The sequence below is a fragment of the Amycolatopsis lexingtonensis genome, assembly GCF_014873755.1.
In the GTDB taxonomy this organism is placed as follows: domain Bacteria; phylum Actinomycetota; class Actinomycetes; order Mycobacteriales; family Pseudonocardiaceae; genus Amycolatopsis; species Amycolatopsis lexingtonensis.
Window position 1 is genome coordinate 7,184,963 of record NZ_JADBEG010000001.1, and the last position, 16,988, is coordinate 7,201,950.

16 protein-coding genes are annotated in these 16,988 nt (G+C 70.8%); 1 reads left to right on the forward strand and 15 read right to left on the reverse strand.

Annotated elements, in window-relative coordinates; genetic code table 11:
- Nucleotides 1–199: 199 nt before the first annotated feature.
- Nucleotides 200–1,045 carry a mycothiol conjugate amidase Mca gene (gene mca / locus H4696_RS33055; RefSeq protein WP_086858105.1) on the reverse strand — a complete coding sequence of 282 codons (846 nt, stop codon included), beginning with the start codon at nt 1,043–1,045 and terminating at the stop codon, nt 200–202.
- A complete protein-coding gene (locus H4696_RS33060; protein ID WP_086858106.1) occupies nt 1,042–2,397 on the reverse strand; it encodes an MDR family MFS transporter in 1,356 nt (451 codons plus the stop codon). The genes mca and H4696_RS33060 overlap by 4 nt, the downstream gene beginning before the upstream one ends.
- A 90-nt stretch (nt 2,398–2,487) precedes the next feature.
- Here H4696_RS33060 and H4696_RS33065 point away from each other — a divergent pair, with 90 nt between their 5' ends.
- Nucleotides 2,488–3,078, forward strand: coding sequence for a TetR/AcrR family transcriptional regulator (locus H4696_RS33065; protein ID WP_086858107.1), 591 nt, complete (start codon nt 2,488–2,490; stop codon nt 3,076–3,078).
- Here the strand turns inward: H4696_RS33065 and H4696_RS33070 are convergent.
- The 13 genes from H4696_RS33070 to H4696_RS33130 all read right to left on the reverse strand — a co-directional run bounded on the left by H4696_RS33070 (nt 3,075) and on the right by H4696_RS33130 (nt 16,943).
- Nucleotides 3,075–4,097 carry a DUF4328 domain-containing protein gene (locus tag H4696_RS33070; protein ID WP_086858108.1) on the reverse strand — a complete coding sequence of 341 codons (1,023 nt, stop codon included), beginning with the start codon at nt 4,095–4,097 and terminating at the stop codon, nt 3,075–3,077. The genes H4696_RS33065 and H4696_RS33070 overlap by 4 nt on opposite strands.
- Before the next feature lie 3 nt (nt 4,098–4,100).
- The gene (locus tag H4696_RS33075) at nt 4,101–4,460 is read right to left on the reverse strand and encodes a rhodanese-like domain-containing protein (RefSeq protein WP_086858109.1); all 360 of its coding nucleotides are present in this window, start codon (nt 4,458–4,460) and stop codon (nt 4,101–4,103) included.
- A 53-nt stretch (nt 4,461–4,513) separates the two neighbouring features.
- Nucleotides 4,514–6,142: a solute symporter family protein gene (locus tag H4696_RS33080; protein ID WP_086858110.1), complete on the reverse strand. Its 1,629-nt coding sequence runs from the start codon at nt 6,140–6,142 to the stop codon at nt 4,514–4,516.
- Complete coding sequence (locus H4696_RS33085; protein WP_143265012.1) at nt 6,139–6,489, reverse strand: DUF485 domain-containing protein; 351 nt, start codon at nt 6,487–6,489, stop codon at nt 6,139–6,141. The genes H4696_RS33080 and H4696_RS33085 overlap by 4 nt, the downstream gene beginning before the upstream one ends.
- 204 nt (nt 6,490–6,693) lie before the next feature.
- Entirely contained in the window at nt 6,694–8,484 is a 1,791-nt protein-coding gene (locus H4696_RS33090) for a sodium/solute symporter (RefSeq protein ID WP_086858111.1), read from the reverse strand.
- 31 nt (nt 8,485–8,515) lie between these two features.
- Entirely contained in the window at nt 8,516–9,046 is a 531-nt protein-coding gene (locus H4696_RS33095) for a hypothetical protein (protein ID WP_086858112.1), read from the reverse strand.
- 13 nt (nt 9,047–9,059) lie between these two features.
- Nucleotides 9,060–9,893 (reverse strand): LytR/AlgR family response regulator transcription factor, encoded by an 834-nt coding sequence (locus H4696_RS33100; RefSeq protein ID WP_163046789.1) that lies wholly within the window; start codon nt 9,891–9,893, stop codon nt 9,060–9,062.
- 93 nt (nt 9,894–9,986) lie between these two features.
- On the reverse strand, nt 9,987–11,372 hold the full coding sequence (locus H4696_RS33105; RefSeq protein ID WP_086858114.1) for a glycoside hydrolase family 16 protein: 1,386 nt from the start codon (nt 11,370–11,372) through the stop codon (nt 9,987–9,989).
- 158 nt (nt 11,373–11,530) lie between these two features.
- Nucleotides 11,531–12,376 carry a S49 family peptidase gene (locus H4696_RS33110; RefSeq protein ID WP_086858115.1) on the reverse strand — a complete coding sequence of 282 codons (846 nt, stop codon included), beginning with the start codon at nt 12,374–12,376 and terminating at the stop codon, nt 11,531–11,533.
- Nucleotides 12,377–12,396: 20 nt separating this feature from the next.
- A complete protein-coding gene (locus H4696_RS33115; protein ID WP_086858116.1) occupies nt 12,397–13,722 on the reverse strand; it encodes a histidine kinase in 1,326 nt (441 codons plus the stop codon).
- 247 nt (nt 13,723–13,969) lie between these two features.
- Complete coding sequence (locus H4696_RS33120) at nt 13,970–14,830, reverse strand: Fpg/Nei family DNA glycosylase (protein WP_086858117.1); 861 nt, start codon at nt 14,828–14,830, stop codon at nt 13,970–13,972.
- Between the two features lie 39 nt (nt 14,831–14,869).
- Nucleotides 14,870–15,310: a DUF983 domain-containing protein gene (locus tag H4696_RS33125; RefSeq protein ID WP_086858118.1), complete on the reverse strand. Its 441-nt coding sequence runs from the start codon at nt 15,308–15,310 to the stop codon at nt 14,870–14,872.
- Nucleotides 15,311–15,413: 103 nt separating this feature from the next.
- Nucleotides 15,414–16,943: a sigma-70 family RNA polymerase sigma factor gene (locus H4696_RS33130; RefSeq protein WP_086858119.1), complete on the reverse strand. Its 1,530-nt coding sequence runs from the start codon at nt 16,941–16,943 to the stop codon at nt 15,414–15,416.
- Between the last annotated feature and the right edge of the window lie 45 nt (nt 16,944–16,988).

Below are 16,988 nucleotides of genomic sequence, written 5' to 3' on the forward strand. Positions count from 1 at the left end.
TGGGCGGTGGCGGGCGGTTGGGCGTGCCGACCGGTCCACGCGAGACGGGGCAGGCACGCGGGACAGAAGCCGGCGGGACTGCGTCGGCGACGCGAGCCGAGGCCGGGGCACGTGTGGGCGGGCGGAGAGCGTTCGCGGCGGTGGGACGTGCCGCTCGAAGCGAGCCGGGGCTGGGCCGGGACGCGGTCGGATGTGCTGGTCATGGGGTGACTCCCGCGAAGAGGTCGTCTTCCAGGTCGGGGCCTGGGGCCGGGTGGGCCCGGTGGTAGTCCTCGTACGGCCAGGCCTGCCGCTCGATTTCGCGTGAGTGGGCGAAGAACGGGTGGGCCGGGTCGACCTGGGTGGTGTGGGACAGGAGGGCCTTGTCGCGGGTGGCGAAGTGGGCCTCGCAGCGGATTCGGGTGGTTACCGGGACGGGGTCCTCGGGTGGGAGTTCCGCCAGGACCTCGGTCATCGGGGACTCCAGACCGGCGGCCAGGGTGGCTTCGTGGAGGGCGAGGAACCACGCTCGGCTCAGGGTTGCCTGGTAGTACAGCTTCTGCGGCTGCCACGGGGCTCCCGTGCCCGGGTAGCGGGTGGGGTCGGCCGCCGCGGAGAAGGCTTCCTTCGTCACCTCGTGGGTGCGGATGTGGTCCGGGTGGGGGTAGCCGCCCGTCTCGTCGTACGTGATCAGTACGTGGGGGCGGAACTCGCGGATCAGCGCGACCAGCGGCGCCGCCGCCTCGGCCAGCGGAAGGGCCGCGAAACAACCGTCCGGCAAGGGCTCGCCCTCGGCGGGAAGGCCGGAGTCGGTCAGGCCGAGGAAGCGGTGGCGGACGCCGAGGATCTCGGCGGCGGCCGCCATCTCACGGCGCCGGATCGCGGGGAGGTTCGCGCGGTTCTCCGCTGTGTCGACGGCCGGGTTCAGGATGTCGCCGCGCTCGCCGCCGGTGCAGGTGGCCACCAGGACGTCGACGCCTTCGGCCGCGTAGCGGGCCAGGGTGGCCGCGCCCTTGCTGGATTCGTCGTCGGGGTGGGCGTGGACGCTCAGGAGGCGAAGCTTCATCGGGAACTCCTCAGGGGGAAGAAGGCTGCGGGGATCAGGGTCAGGACCGACAGCGCCAGCGCCCACGTGAACGTCGTGCCGAACGCCGCCGGGGGTGCCGACGCGGTCAGCGCGTGGTGCAGGATCGCGGCCAGCAAGGCCGTGCCCAGCGAACCGCCGATGCGGTTGACCACGTTGAACGCGCTTGCCGCGCGCGGGATGCGGGAACGCTCCAACGAGCCGTACAGCGTTGTCATGCCCGGGGTCGTCGCCGCGCCCAGGCCGGCGCCGCGGATCAGGAGGGACAGCGTCAGCACGAGGCCGCCGGGTTCGGAGCCGAGCTGGGTGAACGCGATCGTGCCCAGCACCGACAGCCCGAGGCCGGCCAGCATCATCCGGCGGGCGCCGAGGCGGGCCAAGAGGCGGCCGCCCGCGAGCATTACCGCCGCCGAGCCCAGGGCCTGGGGTGCCAGCAGCAGGCCGGCGCGCAACGCGCTCGCCTGCTCGACCTGCTGGTAGTACAGCGGGAGGAGCAGCATCGAGCTGTACAGCGACGCCCCGAGCAGGAACGTGCTCGCGCTCGCCACCGCGAACCCGCGGTTCCGGAACAGCGTGAGGTCCAGCACCGGCGACGGCGTCCGGGACGCGTGCACGCCGTACGCCAGCAGCAGCACCGCGCCCGCAACTGCGGCCACGAGGACGCCCTCGGACAAGCCGTAGACCAGCGCGCCGAGCCCCGGCGAGAGCAGCACGATGCCGACGACGTCGAGCGGGGCGCGGACACCGGCGGGTTCGGGGGCCGGGAGGAGGCGGCGGGCGAAGAGGAACGTCGCCACGCCCAGCGGGACGATGCCGAAGAACATCCAGCGCCAGCCGAAGTCCGCCACCAGCGCGCCGCCGAGCATCGGGCCCAGCACCGGGGCCACCGTCGCCGGCAGGGTGATCACGCCGATCATCCGGCCCAGCGCCGGGCCCGCCGCCTGTGCGAACACGGCCTGGCCGACCGGCTGCATCAGCCCGCCGCCCAGGCCGTGGAGCACCCGGAACGCGATCAGCGCCGGTGCCGACCAGGCGAAGCCGCACAGCAGCGTGCCCACCGTGAAGAGGGCCACCGCGGTCAGCCACACCGCGCGGCCGCCGAAGCGGTCGGTCAGCCAGCCCGACAGCGGGATCGCCACCGAGGCCGCCAGCAGGTACGCGCTCGCCACCCACTGCACCGTGGTCAGCGGACTGTCCAGGTCACGGGCGATCGAGTCGATCCCGACGGTCACGATCGTCGCGTCCAGGATCGACAGCACTGCGCCCATGATCAGGACGCCGCCGAGCCGCCACAGCGCCGCGTCGGGACGAGCCACCGCCGTCGTCACATCCACCCCCAGAAGATTAGGTCGAACCTCAGATTAGGTTCGACCCAGTCACTGGGTCAAGCACAATCTTGGGTCCGACCCAGTAGAGTGACACCCATGAGCGAGGGACTCCGTGCCCAGAAGAAGCACGAGACCAGGAAGACCATCTCGGACGTGGCCACGCGGCTGTTCATCCGCAACGGCTTCGACGACGTGACGATCGCCGAGATCGCCACCGAGGCGCGCGTGGCCAAGATGACCGTCACGAACCACTTCCCGCGCAAGGAAGACCTGGTCTTCGACATCCGCGCGGACTTCACGGCGTGGCCGGCTTCGCTGATCCGCGACAGCGTCTTCCACGACACCCGCGAGCTCTACTTCGAAGCACTGGGCGCCCGGCACGCACTGGTCGGCTTCTCCGGGCCGGGCTTCGTGCGGATGATCAAGGAGAGCCCGGTCCTGACGAACGCGCTGCACGAGATGCACCGCGAGCGCGAAGCGAACCTCGTCGACCTGCTGGTCCGGCGGCACCCCGACCAGGGCCTGCCCCCGGTGCTCGCCGCCGCGCACCTCACCACCGTGCTGCGAGTGCTCTTCGAGGAGGTGTTCGACCGGACGCTCGCGAACGAGGAAGCGATCGTCGACGAGCTGTGGCCGGTCGCGGAACAGGCCTTCGACCAGCTCGAACCGGCTTTCGGCGGCTACTAGCGCGCAGCTCCGGCCGGCCGCGCGTTCCGCAGCTCCGGCTCCGGCGCGCCGGACACCTTGAGCACGCGCATCGTGCGCACGGCCCGCGCGTCCGAGGGCGCCAGCAGGGCCGAGAACCGCCGGACCACCAGCGCGGTCACCACGGCGAGCGCGGCCGCGGCCAGGTCGGTCAGCGCGACCAGCACGACGCTGTCGGCCATCGACTGCACGTCGCCGCGGAAGCGCCAGACGATCGACACGCCGAGCAGCACCCAGTTCAGGAGCCAGGCGCCCCACCACACGACGACCTGGCGGGACGGCTTCGGGCGGACGTCACGCGGGCGGCTCAGCACCGCGTGCTCCAGCTCGCCGACGATCGAAAGCGCCATCGGCAGGTTCGCCACCGGCACGAGGACGCCGACGAGCACCTGCCACACCGGGCGCGGCGGGTCGTCGCCCGAGACGTCGGCCGCCGCCTGGCGCGCGACCAGCAGCCACCACAGCGACAGGCCGGCGGGCAGCAGCGCGAGGATCGAGGCCAGCAGGCCCGCGGTGAGCACGAACCCGTCGGAGAACGCCACCACCGAGCGGGACAGCGCGGCATCGCGGCCCAGCACGAGCAGCACGTACCGCCAGATCTCCGCGCCGGCGGCGACCACGGCGAGCGCGGCGAACCCGAACAGGACGGCGATCAGGCTGCGGCTGAGCACCGGCACGCGGTCGATCGGGCGGACCTCGTCGGACGCCGTGCCGGGCACCGACGTCGGGCGGCGCCAGACCAGGTTCGGGAAGCCCCAGCGCGGCGGGACCGGGTACGACGGCGGGCCGAGGTACCGCTCGGGCACGACCACGCGGCGCCGCGGCCACGCACCGGGCGGCGGGGTGGCCACCCAGCGCAGCTTCGGCCGGAGGACCGGGCGGCGGTGGTACGGGTACGGCTCCGGCTGGGCGGCCAGCGTCCGGCCCTGCAACTGCTGGGCGGACGGCGGCGGGGCCTGGCGAGGCCAGTACCCAGGCGGAGGCGGCGGACCCGGGTACAAGGGTTAGATCACTTCGGGATCGATGCCGGGGTGCTCGCCGACCATCGGCCGGCCTTCGCGCTGCCACGCGCCCATGCCGCCGGCGACGTTCACCGCGTCCCAGCCGCTTTGGTTGAGCCACGCGGCCGCGCGCGCGGACCGGCCGCCGCTGCGGCAGATCACGTGGATCGGCTGGTCGTCGGGCAGGTCGGTCAGCTCGCCGACGCGGGCGGGCAGCTCCCCCATCGGGATGTGCACGGCGCCGGGCGCGTGGCCGGCGGCCCACTCGTCGTCTTCGCGGACGTCGAGCAGCACGAGGCCGTCCTTGGGCAGGTCGCGGACCTCGGCGGTCGGCAGTTCAGCAGGGCTCACCACGATCTCCATGCTGCCATGCGGGGGCGTTGCCCGCGCGTGAGGTCAACGCCCCCGTGAAGCGGTCAGTGCGAGACGGCCTTCTCGGCACCCGCGCCGGTCAGCGCGCGCACCTCCATCTCCGCGTACTTCTTCGCGTTGCGCTCCTTCGACAGGACCGTTCCCAGCCAGCCGAGCAGGAACGCGGCCGGGATCGAGACGAGACCCGGGTTGTCGAGCGGGAACCAGTGGAAGTCGACGCCCTGGATCATCGACGCGCTCTTGCCCGTCTTGGCGTCCACCGGCTTGCCGGAGACCGCGGGCGAGAAGACGATCAGCACGATCGTGACGAGCAGGCCGCCGTAGATCGACCACAGCGCGCCCTGGGTGTTGAACCGCTTCCAGAACAGCGAATACAGGATCGTCGGCAGGTTCGCCGACGCCGCCACGGCGAACGCGAGCGCCACGAGGAACGCCACGTTCTGGCTCTTCGCGAGGATGCCGCCGGCGATGGCCAGCGCGCCGATCACCAGCGCGGTGATCCGGGCGACCTTCACCTCGCCGCCGGTGGAGACCTGGCCCTTCTTGATCACGTTGGCGTAGACGTCGTGCGCGAACGACGCCGACGCCGTGATCGTCAGGCCGGCGACCACCGCGAGGATCGTCGCGAACGCGACCGCGGAGATGAACCCGAGGAGCACCGGCCCGCCCAGTTCCAACGCGAGCAGTGGGGCCGCGGAGTTCGTCGTGCCGGGCGCCTTCGAGATCTTCTCCGGCCCGACGAGCGCGCCCGCGCCGTAGCCGAGCACCAGCGTGAACAGGTAGAACACGCCGATCAGCACGATCGCCCAGACCACCGAGCGACGGGCGTCGCGCGCGGTCGGCACCGTGTAGAAGCGCATCAGGACGTGCGGCAGGCCGGCCGTGCCGAGGACCAGCGCAATGCCCAGCGACAGGAAGTCGAGCTTCGTCGTGCCCGTCTTGCCGTACTGCTTGCCCGGGTCGAGCAACGCCGCGCCGCTCTTGCCGCCCTTGTCGACGGCGGCCTGGAACAGGTCGGACAGGTTGAAGCCGTACTTGCCGAGCACCCACAGCGTCATCGCGAAGGCACCGACGATCAGCAGCGCCGCCTTGATGATCTGCACCCAGGTGGTGCCCTTCATGCCGCCGATCAGCACGTACAGGATCATGATCACGCCGACGACGGCGATCACGACGTCCTGCCCCGCCTCGCCTTCGATGCCGAGCAGCAGGTTGACCAGGCCGCCGGCGCCGGCCATCTGCGCCAGCAGGTAGAAGAACGAAACCGCCAGCGTCGAAACGGCGGCCGCCGCGCGCACCGGCGTCTGCTTCATGCGGAACGCGAGCACGTCGCCCATCGTGAACTTGCCGGTGTTGCGCAGCAGTTCCGCGACCAGCAACAACGCGACGAGCCACGCGACCAGGAAGCCGATCGAATAGAGGAAGCCGTCGTAGCCGTTCACGGCGATCGCCCCCGCGATGCCGAGGAACGACGCCGCCGAAAGGTAGTCGCCGGAAATCGCGATGCCGTTCTGCGGACCGGTGAACGCGCGCCCGGCGGCGTAGTAGTCCGACGCGGTCTTCGTGTTCCGGCTGGCCCGGAACACGATCACCAGCGTGATCGCGACGAAGACCAGGAAGATGATGATGTTGAGGGTGGAGTTGCTGCCCTCCACGCCCGCCGCGAGTTTCATCGGCGCGGTTCCCCTTCGATTTCGGCGCGGATCCCGTCGGCGACCGGGTCGAGCTTCCGGTTGGCGTAGCGCACGTACAGCCCGGTGATGACGAACGTCGAGACGAACTGCAGCAGGCCGAAGACCAGGCCGACGGTGATGTTCCCGAACAGCTTGGTGCTCATGAAGCCGTGCGCGTAGTCCGCGAGGAGGACGTACAGCAGGTACCAGAGCAGGAACAGCGCGGTCATCGGGAACACGAACACCCGCAACCGGCGGCGCAGGTCCGTGAATTCGGGACTCCCCTGGATCTGCTCCCAGTCGGTCTGCGGCTCCGCGCCACCGACGTCTTGTTCGGTGCTGCTCACGGCGGATCTCCACCTTCCCGTTCTCGTACTGGCCGTACTGTTTGAAGCCAACGGACCGTAAAGAGTTAACGGCGTAGTTGGTAAGCCCCCAATCGGGCGCTTGACCTTGAGTAGAAATCGACCGAGGCATTCGCGTGCGATGTCCGGTTACCCAGTTGAAACTCACTCGATCAGGTAAGGAATTCCTGACCGGCAGTCAGCGGCTCACTTGCGGTGGCGTCCCCGGCCCGCGATCCGCGTCTTTTCCTCCGCCTGCCCGAACCGCGCGACCGCCCTGTCCCGCATGAAGCCCAGCGGATCGGGCGCGTGCAGCCGCAGCATGATGTCGTGGACGTGCTCGGGGCGGCCGTAGCCGGTCGCGCGGCTGACGACGTACGTCGTGGCGAACGCGACCGGGACCGTGATCAGCGCCGGCTGGTTGACGAACCAGGGCGCCCAGTCGCCGCTGTAGCCGCTCACGACGTTGACGACCAGCGCGGCCAGCACCAGCCCGCCGCCGACGAACATCCCGGCCAGCGCGCCGGGCCAGGACAGCTTGCGCCACCAGATGCCCAGCACCAGCAGCGGGCTGAACGTCGACGCCGCGAGCGCGAACGTCAGCCCGATCGACAGCGAGATGTCCTCCGGCCGCAGCGCGACCGCCAGCGCGATCGGGAACAGCGCGACCAGCCCGGTCGCCACGCGGAAGTCGCGCACCCGGCCGGGCAGCAGGTCGGTCGACACCACCCCGGCGACGCTCACCAGCAGTCCCGACGTGCTGGAGAGGAACGCGGCGAACGCGCCGGCCGCGGTGACCGCGCCGAGGATCTGCCCGCCGATGCCCGGCAGGATCGCCGAAGGCAGCCGCAGGATCGCCGCGTCGGTCTTGCCGGTGACGAGCAGCTCCGGGACGTACATCCGGGACAGCGCGCCCAGCAGCGTCGGGAACAGGTAGAACAGGCCCAGCAGCAGCAGGACGTGCACGGTGGTGCGGCGCGCGGCCTTGCCGTCGGGGTTGGTGTAGAAGCGGACCAGCACGTGCGGCAGGCCCATCGTCCCGAGGAACGTCGCGAACATCAGCGAGTACGTCTGGAGCAGGTCGGTGAGGCTGCCCGACCCCGGGTGCAGCCAGTTCGCGTTCTCGGCCACCGAATCGCTGACCACCGGCACCGGCGTGCCGGCCATGAACTTCAGCGTGGTGCCTTCGGCGACCGTGTGCGGGGCCAGCGGGGTCCAGTGCGTCGGTCCGGCGGCCGGGCCGTTGTCGGTGCGGCCGTAGGCGTACAGGAAGGTGTCCGAGGTGACGTGCAGCGTGACGTCGGTCTGCACGTCGACCGTGGTGTCGCTGGTGAACACCGGCGGCGCGGCCGCGCCGAGCGGGCGGAAGCCGTCCGGGCCGCCGCCGGCGAAGAAGACCATGCACAGCACGAACGCGGGCACGGCGATGGCGAACAGCTTCAGCCAGTACTGGAAGGCCTGGACGACGGTGATCGCGCGCATGCCGCCGGCGATCACGTTGAACGCCACCACGACCATCACCGCGATCGCGCCCGTCCAGACCGGCACCGGGAGGATCGTCGCCAGCGTCAGGCCGGCGCCCTGCAGCTGCGGGACCATGTAGAGGATCCCGATGAACACGACGAACGCCGTCGAGAACCGGCGCAGGCCCTTCGAGCCGAGCCGCATTTCGACGAAGTCCGGCAGCGTGTACGCGCCCGAGCGGCGCAGCGGCGCAGCGACGAAGAGCATCAGGGCGAGGTAGCCCGCGGTGAAGCCGATCGGGAACCACAGCGCGTCGGCGCCGTCCTTGAGCACGATCCCGGCGATGCCGAGGAACGAGGCCGCCGACAGGTACTCACCGGAGATCGCGGCGGCGTTGCGGCGGGACCGCACGGTGCGGCGGGCGACCAGGAAGTCGTGCGTGCTCGTGGCCGAACGCGCGGAGCGGTGACCGATGAAGAACGTCACCACGGCGACCAGCACGATGCCGGTCAAGGCCCACGGGTTCAGCTGCACGGGGGGAATCCTCGCACGACTCGGTGCGGAACTAGTTCTCGATCATGTCCACGAACGCGCGTTCGTTGCGTTCGGCCAGCCGGTTGTACCAGATTCCGACGCCGAACAAGAACGGGAACGGCAGCACGCCGAGGATCAGCCACGCCACCGGGATGCCGCCCAGGCTCGCCTTGGAGAACCCCGGAACCAGGTAGAACAGCACCGGCAGGGAGCCGAACACGACGACGACCAGCAGGGCGAGCAGGACCGCCGTCCGCAGCTGCACCTTCACCAGGTGGTCGCGGACGAGCAGCTTGCCCCAGCTGGTCTGCTCTTCCAGCTCGACGCGGGCGCGCAGGGTGCCGCCGGCCCGGCGCGGGTCGGCGAGGATCACCCGCTCCCGCTTGGGTTTCGCGTGGTGCTCCGGCTTCGGCGGTTTCTCCGGTTCCGGCGCGGGCGGCAGCGATTCGACGACGGCCCGGTCGGTGGGCTGCGGCAGCGGCCGCTGGCGGGCGCGCCTGCCGAGCGTCGGATCCGGTTCGCGGACGCCGTTCGCGCGGCGCTCGTAGAAGTCGTCGGTCATGACCGGGCCCGGGTCAGCCGTTCCGGCCCGAACCGACCAGCCGGTCCTTCAGCGCCCGGGTGTGCCGCCTGCTGACCGGCAGCACCTTCTCCTCGTTGCCGATCACGACCTGGTAGCCACCCTGGCCCATGCGCAGTTCGGTGATCAGCGGCAGCGCGACGAGGAACGACCGGTGGATCCGGACGAAGCCGGCCTTCTCCCAGCGTTCCTCGAGCTGCGCCAGCGGGATGCGGACCAGGTGGCTGCCTTCGGTGGTGAACAGCCGCGCGTAGTCGCCCTGCGCCTCGACCCAGCGGACCGACGAGCGCGGGATGAGCTTGGTGGTGCCGGCCAGCTCGACCGGGATGACCTCGTCGTCGTTCTTCACCGGCTCGCCGCCCAGCGCACCGGGCGGGGGCGCCGCGGCGGAGGCCAGCTTGTCGATCACGCGGGTGATCGCGCGGTCGAGGCGGTCCTGCTGGTACGGCTTGAGCACGTAGTCGAGCGCACCGAGGTCGAAGGCGTTGACCGCCTCTTCGGCGTGCCCGGTGACGAAGACCAACGCGGGCGACGGCCGGAGCGCGGCGAACACGCGCGACATCTCCATGCCGGACAGGCCGGGCATGTCGATGTCCGCGAAGACGGCGTCGACGATCGGCAGGCCGCGGTCCTTGCGCTCGCGCAGCCGCGGGTCGTCGGTGGACAGCAGCCGAAGCGCCTCGGAGGCGTCGATCGCCGGGAACACCTTCGCCACGTGCGGGCTGTTGCGCAGGCAGTGGACGAGTTCGTCAAGACCGTTCGGCTCGTCGTCCACAGCCAGGACCACGAGTTTCCGGGTGTCATCGTGAGCACTCACAGTGAAACGCATCCTGCCCATTGCCGAGTGCAATGTCCAGCCCCCGTCTGCCTGAAGTGCGGCGACCCGCGGACGGGGTTCCGCCGTCCGCGGGCCCTTCCTGTCTCAGTGCACGAACGTGAACCAGTTGAGGTTCACGAAATCCGCGGGCTGGCCGCTCGTGAACGTGAGGTACACGTTGTGCACGCCGGTCACCGCGCTGATGTTCGCCGGGACGGTCCGCCAGCTCTGCCAGCCGCCGGTGTTGCCCACGGCGAAGCTGCCGATCGGCGCGTTGGACCGGCTGTCGAGCCGCACTTCCACCAGCCCGCTGACCCCGTTCGCGGCGCCGGACGCCACCCGCGCCTGGAAGTTGGTCGCCGCGCTGCTGCCGAAGTCGACGTTCGGGTACAGGGCCCAGTCGCCGTTGGCCAGCGCGCCGATGTCCTGGCCGCCCCCGCTGTCCGTGGTGGCCTCGGTGATCAGCCCGGACTGCTGGCTGAAGGACTCGGCCTGGATGGTGCTGTACGCGCTGGTCCCACCGCCGGGCGGCGTGGTGGTCGGCGGGGTCGTCGTGCCGCCACCGCCGCCGCGGGTGGTGACGGTGACGTAGTCGACGACCATCGGGTGGCCGGGCACGATCCCCGGCCCCGGCGTGGTGGTGCCGGAGTTGTTGTTCGGGAACGCGCCGCCGATGGCGACGTTCAGCAACACGAAGTAGCCCTGGTGGGTGGTCATGTTCGCCCAGGTCGTGGCGTCGACCTGGTTCTGGCTCACCGAGTGGAACTGCTGGCCGTCGACGAACCAGCGGAACACCTGCGGGCTGGTGCTCGCGTCCCATTCGAAGCGGTAGGTGTGGAAGGCCGACTGGCAGCTGCTGCCCGGGCACGCCCGGTTGGCGGGCAGGCCGGTCGTTTCGTTGCACGGGCCGCCCGGGTTGACGCCGCAGTGCAGGACACCCCAGACGGAGTTGATCCCGTTGACGTTCTCCATGATGTCGAACTCGCCGATCGCGGGCCAGTTCCACCAGTTGCCGCGGTAGGGACCGCCGAGCGCCCAGAACGCGGGCCAGTACCCGAGCGCGGCCGAGCCGGTGACGTTCGGCATCTGGATCCGGCTTTCGATCCGCATGACCCCGCCCGCCGGCGGCTTGAAGTCCGCGCGCTGGGTTTCGATGCGCGCCGACGTCCAGTTGCCCGACCCGTCGCGCAGCGGCGTGATGCGGAGGTTGCCGCCGCCGTCGAGGGAGACGTTGCCGGAGTTGGCGGTGTAGTTCTGGATCTCGCCGGTGCCCCAGTTGGCGGGGCCGCCGGGGTAGCTGTGGCCGTTGTCGATGATCCAGTTCGCGCTCGCGGGGAGGGCGCCGGAGCCGCCGGTGAAGTCGTCGGCGAAAACCGTGGTCCAGCCCGAGTCGGGCGGCGGGATCGACGCCGCGGCGGGCATGGTCAGCGGGATGGCGATGAGCGCGGCGCCGAACGCGGCACCGATGGCGAGTCTTCGGGAGTGGGGCATCGGGTACGACCTCCTCGTCGTCCGGATTTGTTGCCGATCGCAACAAAGCCCGTCGACAAGGAGACCTGACACCCCACCCCGGATCCAGAGGCGTTACCGGGGAAGGGTGATGCAGGTCACAAAGTCTGCCCGGAAGTACTCAAACCGGACACCCGGGTTCAGAGGCCGAAGCGGGACCACGCCGCTTTCTGGGTCACCGCGTCCAGCACCGCCGAAGCCGCGGCCGGGGCCCCGATGCCGAGGCGGGCCAGGAGGGGGCGCTTGGGCTCGGCCACCGAGATTTCGGCGTCCGGGAAGCGCTCGGTGACGATCTGGCGGAGGCTGCCGAGGCCGTCGATCAGGCCGAGTTCGTGCGCCTTCGCGCCGAGCCAGACGTCGCCGGTGAAGAGATCCTCGGCGTCGGTCAGGCGGTCGCCGCGGCGTTCCTTGACCCAGCCGACGAACAGGTCGTGGAGCTGGGTGTGCATCTTCTTCAGCCACTCGACGTCTTCCGGCTTCTCCGGCGAGAAGGGGTCGAGGCGCGACTTGTTGGCGCCCGCCGTGTGCAGGCGGCGCTCGATGCCGAAGCGTTCCAGCAGGCCCGTGAAGCCGAAGCCGCCGCTGATCACGCCGATCGAGCCGACCATGGACGTGCGGTGGGCGTAGATCTCGTCGGCCGCGCAGGCCAGCCAGTAGCCGCCGGACGCGGCGACGTCTTCGCAGAACGCCAGCACCGGGACCTGCTTCTCGTCGGCCAGCTGCCGGATGCGCTCGGCGACCAGGCCGGACTGCGTCGGCGCGCCGCCGGGTGAGTTCACCAGCAGCGCGACCGCCTTCAGCCGGTCGTGGCCGAACGCCCTGGTCAGGGCCGATTCGACCGCGCTCAGGTTGATCGCGCCCCTGGCCAGCGGGGACGGCGACGGGGTGATCACGCCGTGCAGCTTCACCACGGCCACGACGTCCTTGCGCTCGACCCGGTCGGCGAGCGCCGGGATCCGCGAAGCCAGTTTGTTCGTCACGCTCATGCAGCCAGGCTAGCCGGGACTCAGCCCATGGGGAGGACGCCGGAGCGTGAGCCGTTCACCCCGCTGACGTCGGCGCCGTTCAGCTGGGCCCGACCGCTCTGCTGTGGGACGTCAGCCGGCGCGGTGTCGTTTTCGGAGCTGTAGTCCGGCATGTTCGGGCGGACGCCGGGGACGAACTTCGGCACCCGCAGCGTCACCTTCATGCCGGCGCCGGGCGCGGTCTCGACCATCACCGCGTAGTCGTTGCCGAAGACCTGCTGCATGCGCTGACTGATGTTGCCGAGCCCGACGTGCGCGCCGGTGCTGTGCGCGTTCTTGACGTCGTTGAGCCGCCGCGGGTCCATGCCGATGCCGTCGTCCTCGACGCTGATCAGCGCCTCGGTGCCGTGGTCCTGCGCGATGACCGTGACGCAGCCGCCGCTGGGCTTGCTGGCCAGGCCGTGCTTGACCGCGTTCTCCACCAGCGGCTGGATGATCAGGAACGGCACGACGACGCTGAGCACCTCGGGCGCGATCTTCATCCGCACCTCGAGCCGGCCGCCGAAGCGGGCGTTCTCGATGGTCAGGTAGCGGTCGATGTTGCGCAGCTCCTCGGCGAGCGAGGTGAACATGCCCGACGAGCGGAACGAGTAGCGCGTGAAGTCGGCGAAGTCCTGAAGCAGCTCTCGCGCCTCTTCGGGGTCCGTGCGGATCAGTGCGGAGATCGTGTTCAGCGCGTTGTAGACGAAGTGCGGCGAGATCTGCGCGCGCAGCGCCTTGATCTCGGCCTGCTGGAGCTGCTGCTTCGACTCGTCGAGCCGGGACAGCTCGAACTGCGTGCAGACGAACTGCGCGACCGCGTCGGCCATCTGCACCAGGCGCCCGCGGGTGCGGCCGACGACGATCAGCGCCGCCTCGGTCTCGCCCTCGACCAGCAGCGGCACGATGACCGCGGTCTTCATCCGGCAGGTGCCGCGGTGGTTGCACGGCATCCGGTCGTGCGCGACGACCTCGCGGCGGTGCTTGCGGATGGCGGCGCCGATGGCGTCGACGAGGTCGACGTAGTGCTCGTTCGCTTCGCCGTCCCAGGACAGCAGTGTGCCTTCGCTGTCGGTGATGCCGACGGCGACGCAGTCGAGCATCTGCAGCAGCTGCGTGGTGATCTTGTCGGCGGCGTCCTCGTCCAGGCCGGAGCGGAGGTTCGGGGCGGCCTTCGACATCCGGTGGACGGCCTGCAGCATCGCGTCTTCGACCACGCTGGCCGGCTTGCGCTGTTTCACGAGCAGCACGATCACCACGATGCCGAGCAGCACCGCGACACTCCACGGAACGATCTGCGCAAGCGGAAACCCGGACACGGCGTCCATGCTCTGCGCTCGACCAACCGGGTGCAAGGCCTGTTCCCACTTTCTGTCCAACTGTGATGACCGAGGGTTGAAGGGACCCTACCGAGAGTCGGATCCGGGCCCTCGCGGTCACTATGCGCAACACGCGGGAGGGGTCGCCTGTTCCACCCCTTCCGGCGAAAGCCGCAGGAAGGACGCGGTTTCGCTGCCGCCGGCCCCGCGCTCGGCGACGCCCGGCGCAGCACGTGCGGCCGAACGGGCGAATCTGCTACTTGAGGAGCCGCGACATGCGGCGGTCGGCGAGCGGCTTGCCGCCGGTCTGGCAGGTCGGGCAGTACTGGAACGACTTGTCGGCGAAGGAGATCTCGCGGATCGTGTCGCCGCAGACCGGGCACGGCAGGCCGGTCCGCGCGTGGACCCGCAGGCCCGAGCGCTTCTCGCCCTTCAGCCGCGCGGCCTTCTGGCCGACCGAGCGCTTGACGGCGTCGGACTCGATTTCGACGATCGCTTCGGCGAGGGTCTCCAGCGCGCCGTCGTCGAGCTTGCCGATCGTCGCGTACGGCGAGAGCTTCGCGCGGTGCATGATCTCGTCGGAGTAGGCGTTGCCGATCCCGGCGATGAGCGACTGGTCGGTGAGCGCCCACTTCAAGCGGGTGTTCTTGCCGGCGAACAGCTCACGCAGCTGCGTCGCGTCCAGGGAGAGGGCGTCCGGGCCGAGGCGGGCCACGCTCGCGATCTCCTGGGGGTCCTTGACGATCCACACCGCGAGGCCCTTCTTCGTGCCCGCTTCGGTGAGGTCGAACCCGGGCCCGGTCGCGGACTCGAGGTGCACGCGCAGCGAGATCGGACCCTTGCCCGGCTTCAGCGGCGCCGCGGCGAGGCCGTCGGACCAGCGCAGCCAGCCCGCGCGGGCGAGGTGCACGACGAGGTGCAGGTCGCCCGCGACGACGTCGAGGTGCTTCCCGTGGCGGGTCGCGCCGGTGATCTCGCGGCCGTGCATGTCGGTCCACGGCGGGGTCGCCGTCTTCAGCACGCTCAGCGATGCGACATCGATGCGGAAGATCGTCTGGCCGACCGCGTTCTCGCGCAGGTGGTGGGCCAGCGCTTCGACCTCGGGTAGCTCGGGCATGTCCCCAGTTTCACCCCTTCGGCCGAATTCCGGTACTGGCTATTCGACGGGGTGCAGCGGCCCGTCGAAGTCCGGCAGCGAGTGCCGCTGGATGGTCTTGGAGATCTTCTTGACCTCGCCCTGCACGGTGAACATGCCGCGGATGGTGCCGACCCAGCGCTCGGACGGCCGGTCGCCGGTGACGTCGCCCTCGGTCTCCGCGACCACCGTCCACGGCCGGCGCAGGATCCACCGCAGGGGGAAGAACAGGATGACGAGCAGCAGCGCGAGCAGCACCCACGCGGGGATGTTGACCTGGTCCGGCGTCCACACGACGAGGATGACGGCCAGCAGCGCGGTCACCACGATCATCGCGATGCCGGGGCCGTAGCTGCCCGCGACGTCGTGCTCGAAGTCGTCGGCCGTCGCCGGGGCACGCCATTCCATCTGGGCACGGACCACCCAGTCGCGGCCGTCTTCGCCGCGCACCAGCCGGTTCATTCAGTTGCCTCCAGGGCCGCCCGCAGGGTGAGCAGCACAACGGTACCGTGCGCGGCCGCGAACGCGCGAGGGAGGAATCGGACATCCCACCCGGCGAAGTGGATCACTGCTGTTCGGAGCCGGTCGACGTCGGTTCCGCGGATTCGCTCGAACCAGTGACTTCGGACGTGCTGCTCGGGCACGGTTTTCCGGACGTCGGCGTCACCGTCGTCGTCGGTTCGGCCGTGCCGGTCGTGCTGCTGTCCGTCGGCCTGCCCTTCGCCTCCGTCGATCCGTCGGTCGGCGACAGCTCGGGTGCGTCGGCGCTCTCCGGCGAGTCGCTCGACTCGGTGGTCATCGTCAGGTTCGGGGTCGTCGTCGTGTCGAGCCGCGGCGAAGTCGCCGGGTGGTCGGGCGAGCTGAAGGTCGAGGACGTGATGTCATCGCGCGGCGTCAGCCCGTCACCGCCGCCGCTGCCGCCCACTTCCCCGGCCGGGACGTCGCCCGCGGGCACGTACGGCACCTCGTTCGCGCCGAGCTGCCCGGCGCCGGCCCGCGGCCGGATCGGCACGGCCACCCCGGTGCCGCGGCCGTTGAGCACGCCGATGCCGATCCGGGGATCGGGCTGCGGCTGCGGCGGCGGCTGGTGGTGCGTCTCGGTCGGCGGCACCACCACGAGCTCAGGCGCGCCACCGGTCAGCCCGACGTCCTGGACCGGCGTCGACCCGAACAGCACCGGACCGGCCGCGACCCCGACCGCGCCCACGGCGGCGGTCGACGCCAGCGCGAGCCCGATCTTGACCTTCGAGCCGACCAGGACGCCCTTGATCGTCGTGCCGAGCCCGGCCAGCACCCCGCTGCCACCCACCGACGCGGCGGCGGGCACCAACAGCACCAGCACGCCGGCGTGCGCGCGCAGCGACGAACAGACGTCGCGGAGCTCGTCCTGGGTGGCGCGGCACGACGCGCAGCCGTGCAGGTGCGCCTTGATCCGCTCGGCCTCGGCGCCGGTGACGCTGCCCGCGGTGAACCCGCCGAGCTTTTCGACGACCGCGCGGCACGAGTCCGGCCCGCGGTTCACCGAAAGGTGGGCCTGCAGGTACGCCGCGCGCAGCCCCTGGCGCGCCCGGCGGGCGAGCGCCGCGGTGGCGTTCGCGCTCAGCCCGAAGTGCGGCGCGACCATGGCGGGCTGCTCGCCCTCGACCTCGGTCTGCCACAGCACCGTTCGCCAGCGCTCCGGGAGGCTGGTGAACGCGGTGGTGATCAGCGTGTGCTCCGCGGTGCGGGCGTGCGTGTCGGCGCCCGCCCCGGCGCGGAAGGTGAGTTCGTCGTCGGAGACCGGGACGTCCCGGCGGGCCCCGTGCCACTCCCACGAAACGCGGCGGGCGACAGTGAGCAGGTAGGCGCGGACGTAGTCGCGGGGACCGGCGCCGCGGCGGAGGGCCTGCAGCACGCGGAAGAACGTCTCCGCGGTGATGTCCTCGGCCTCGGACCGGTCGGCGGCCAGGCTCTGCGCGAGCCGGCGGACGGCGGCGGCGTGCAGCTCGAACAGCTCCCCGAACGCGGCGTCCTCGCCGTTGCGGAGCCGTTGCAGCAGTGCCTGCTCGTCGGATTCCGAGGCCGCTGGTGGCGGCACCGTGCCCAGCTCGGTCATCCGGCCCGGCACCTCCTCCCCGAAGGTCTCCCCATTCGGTCGAAT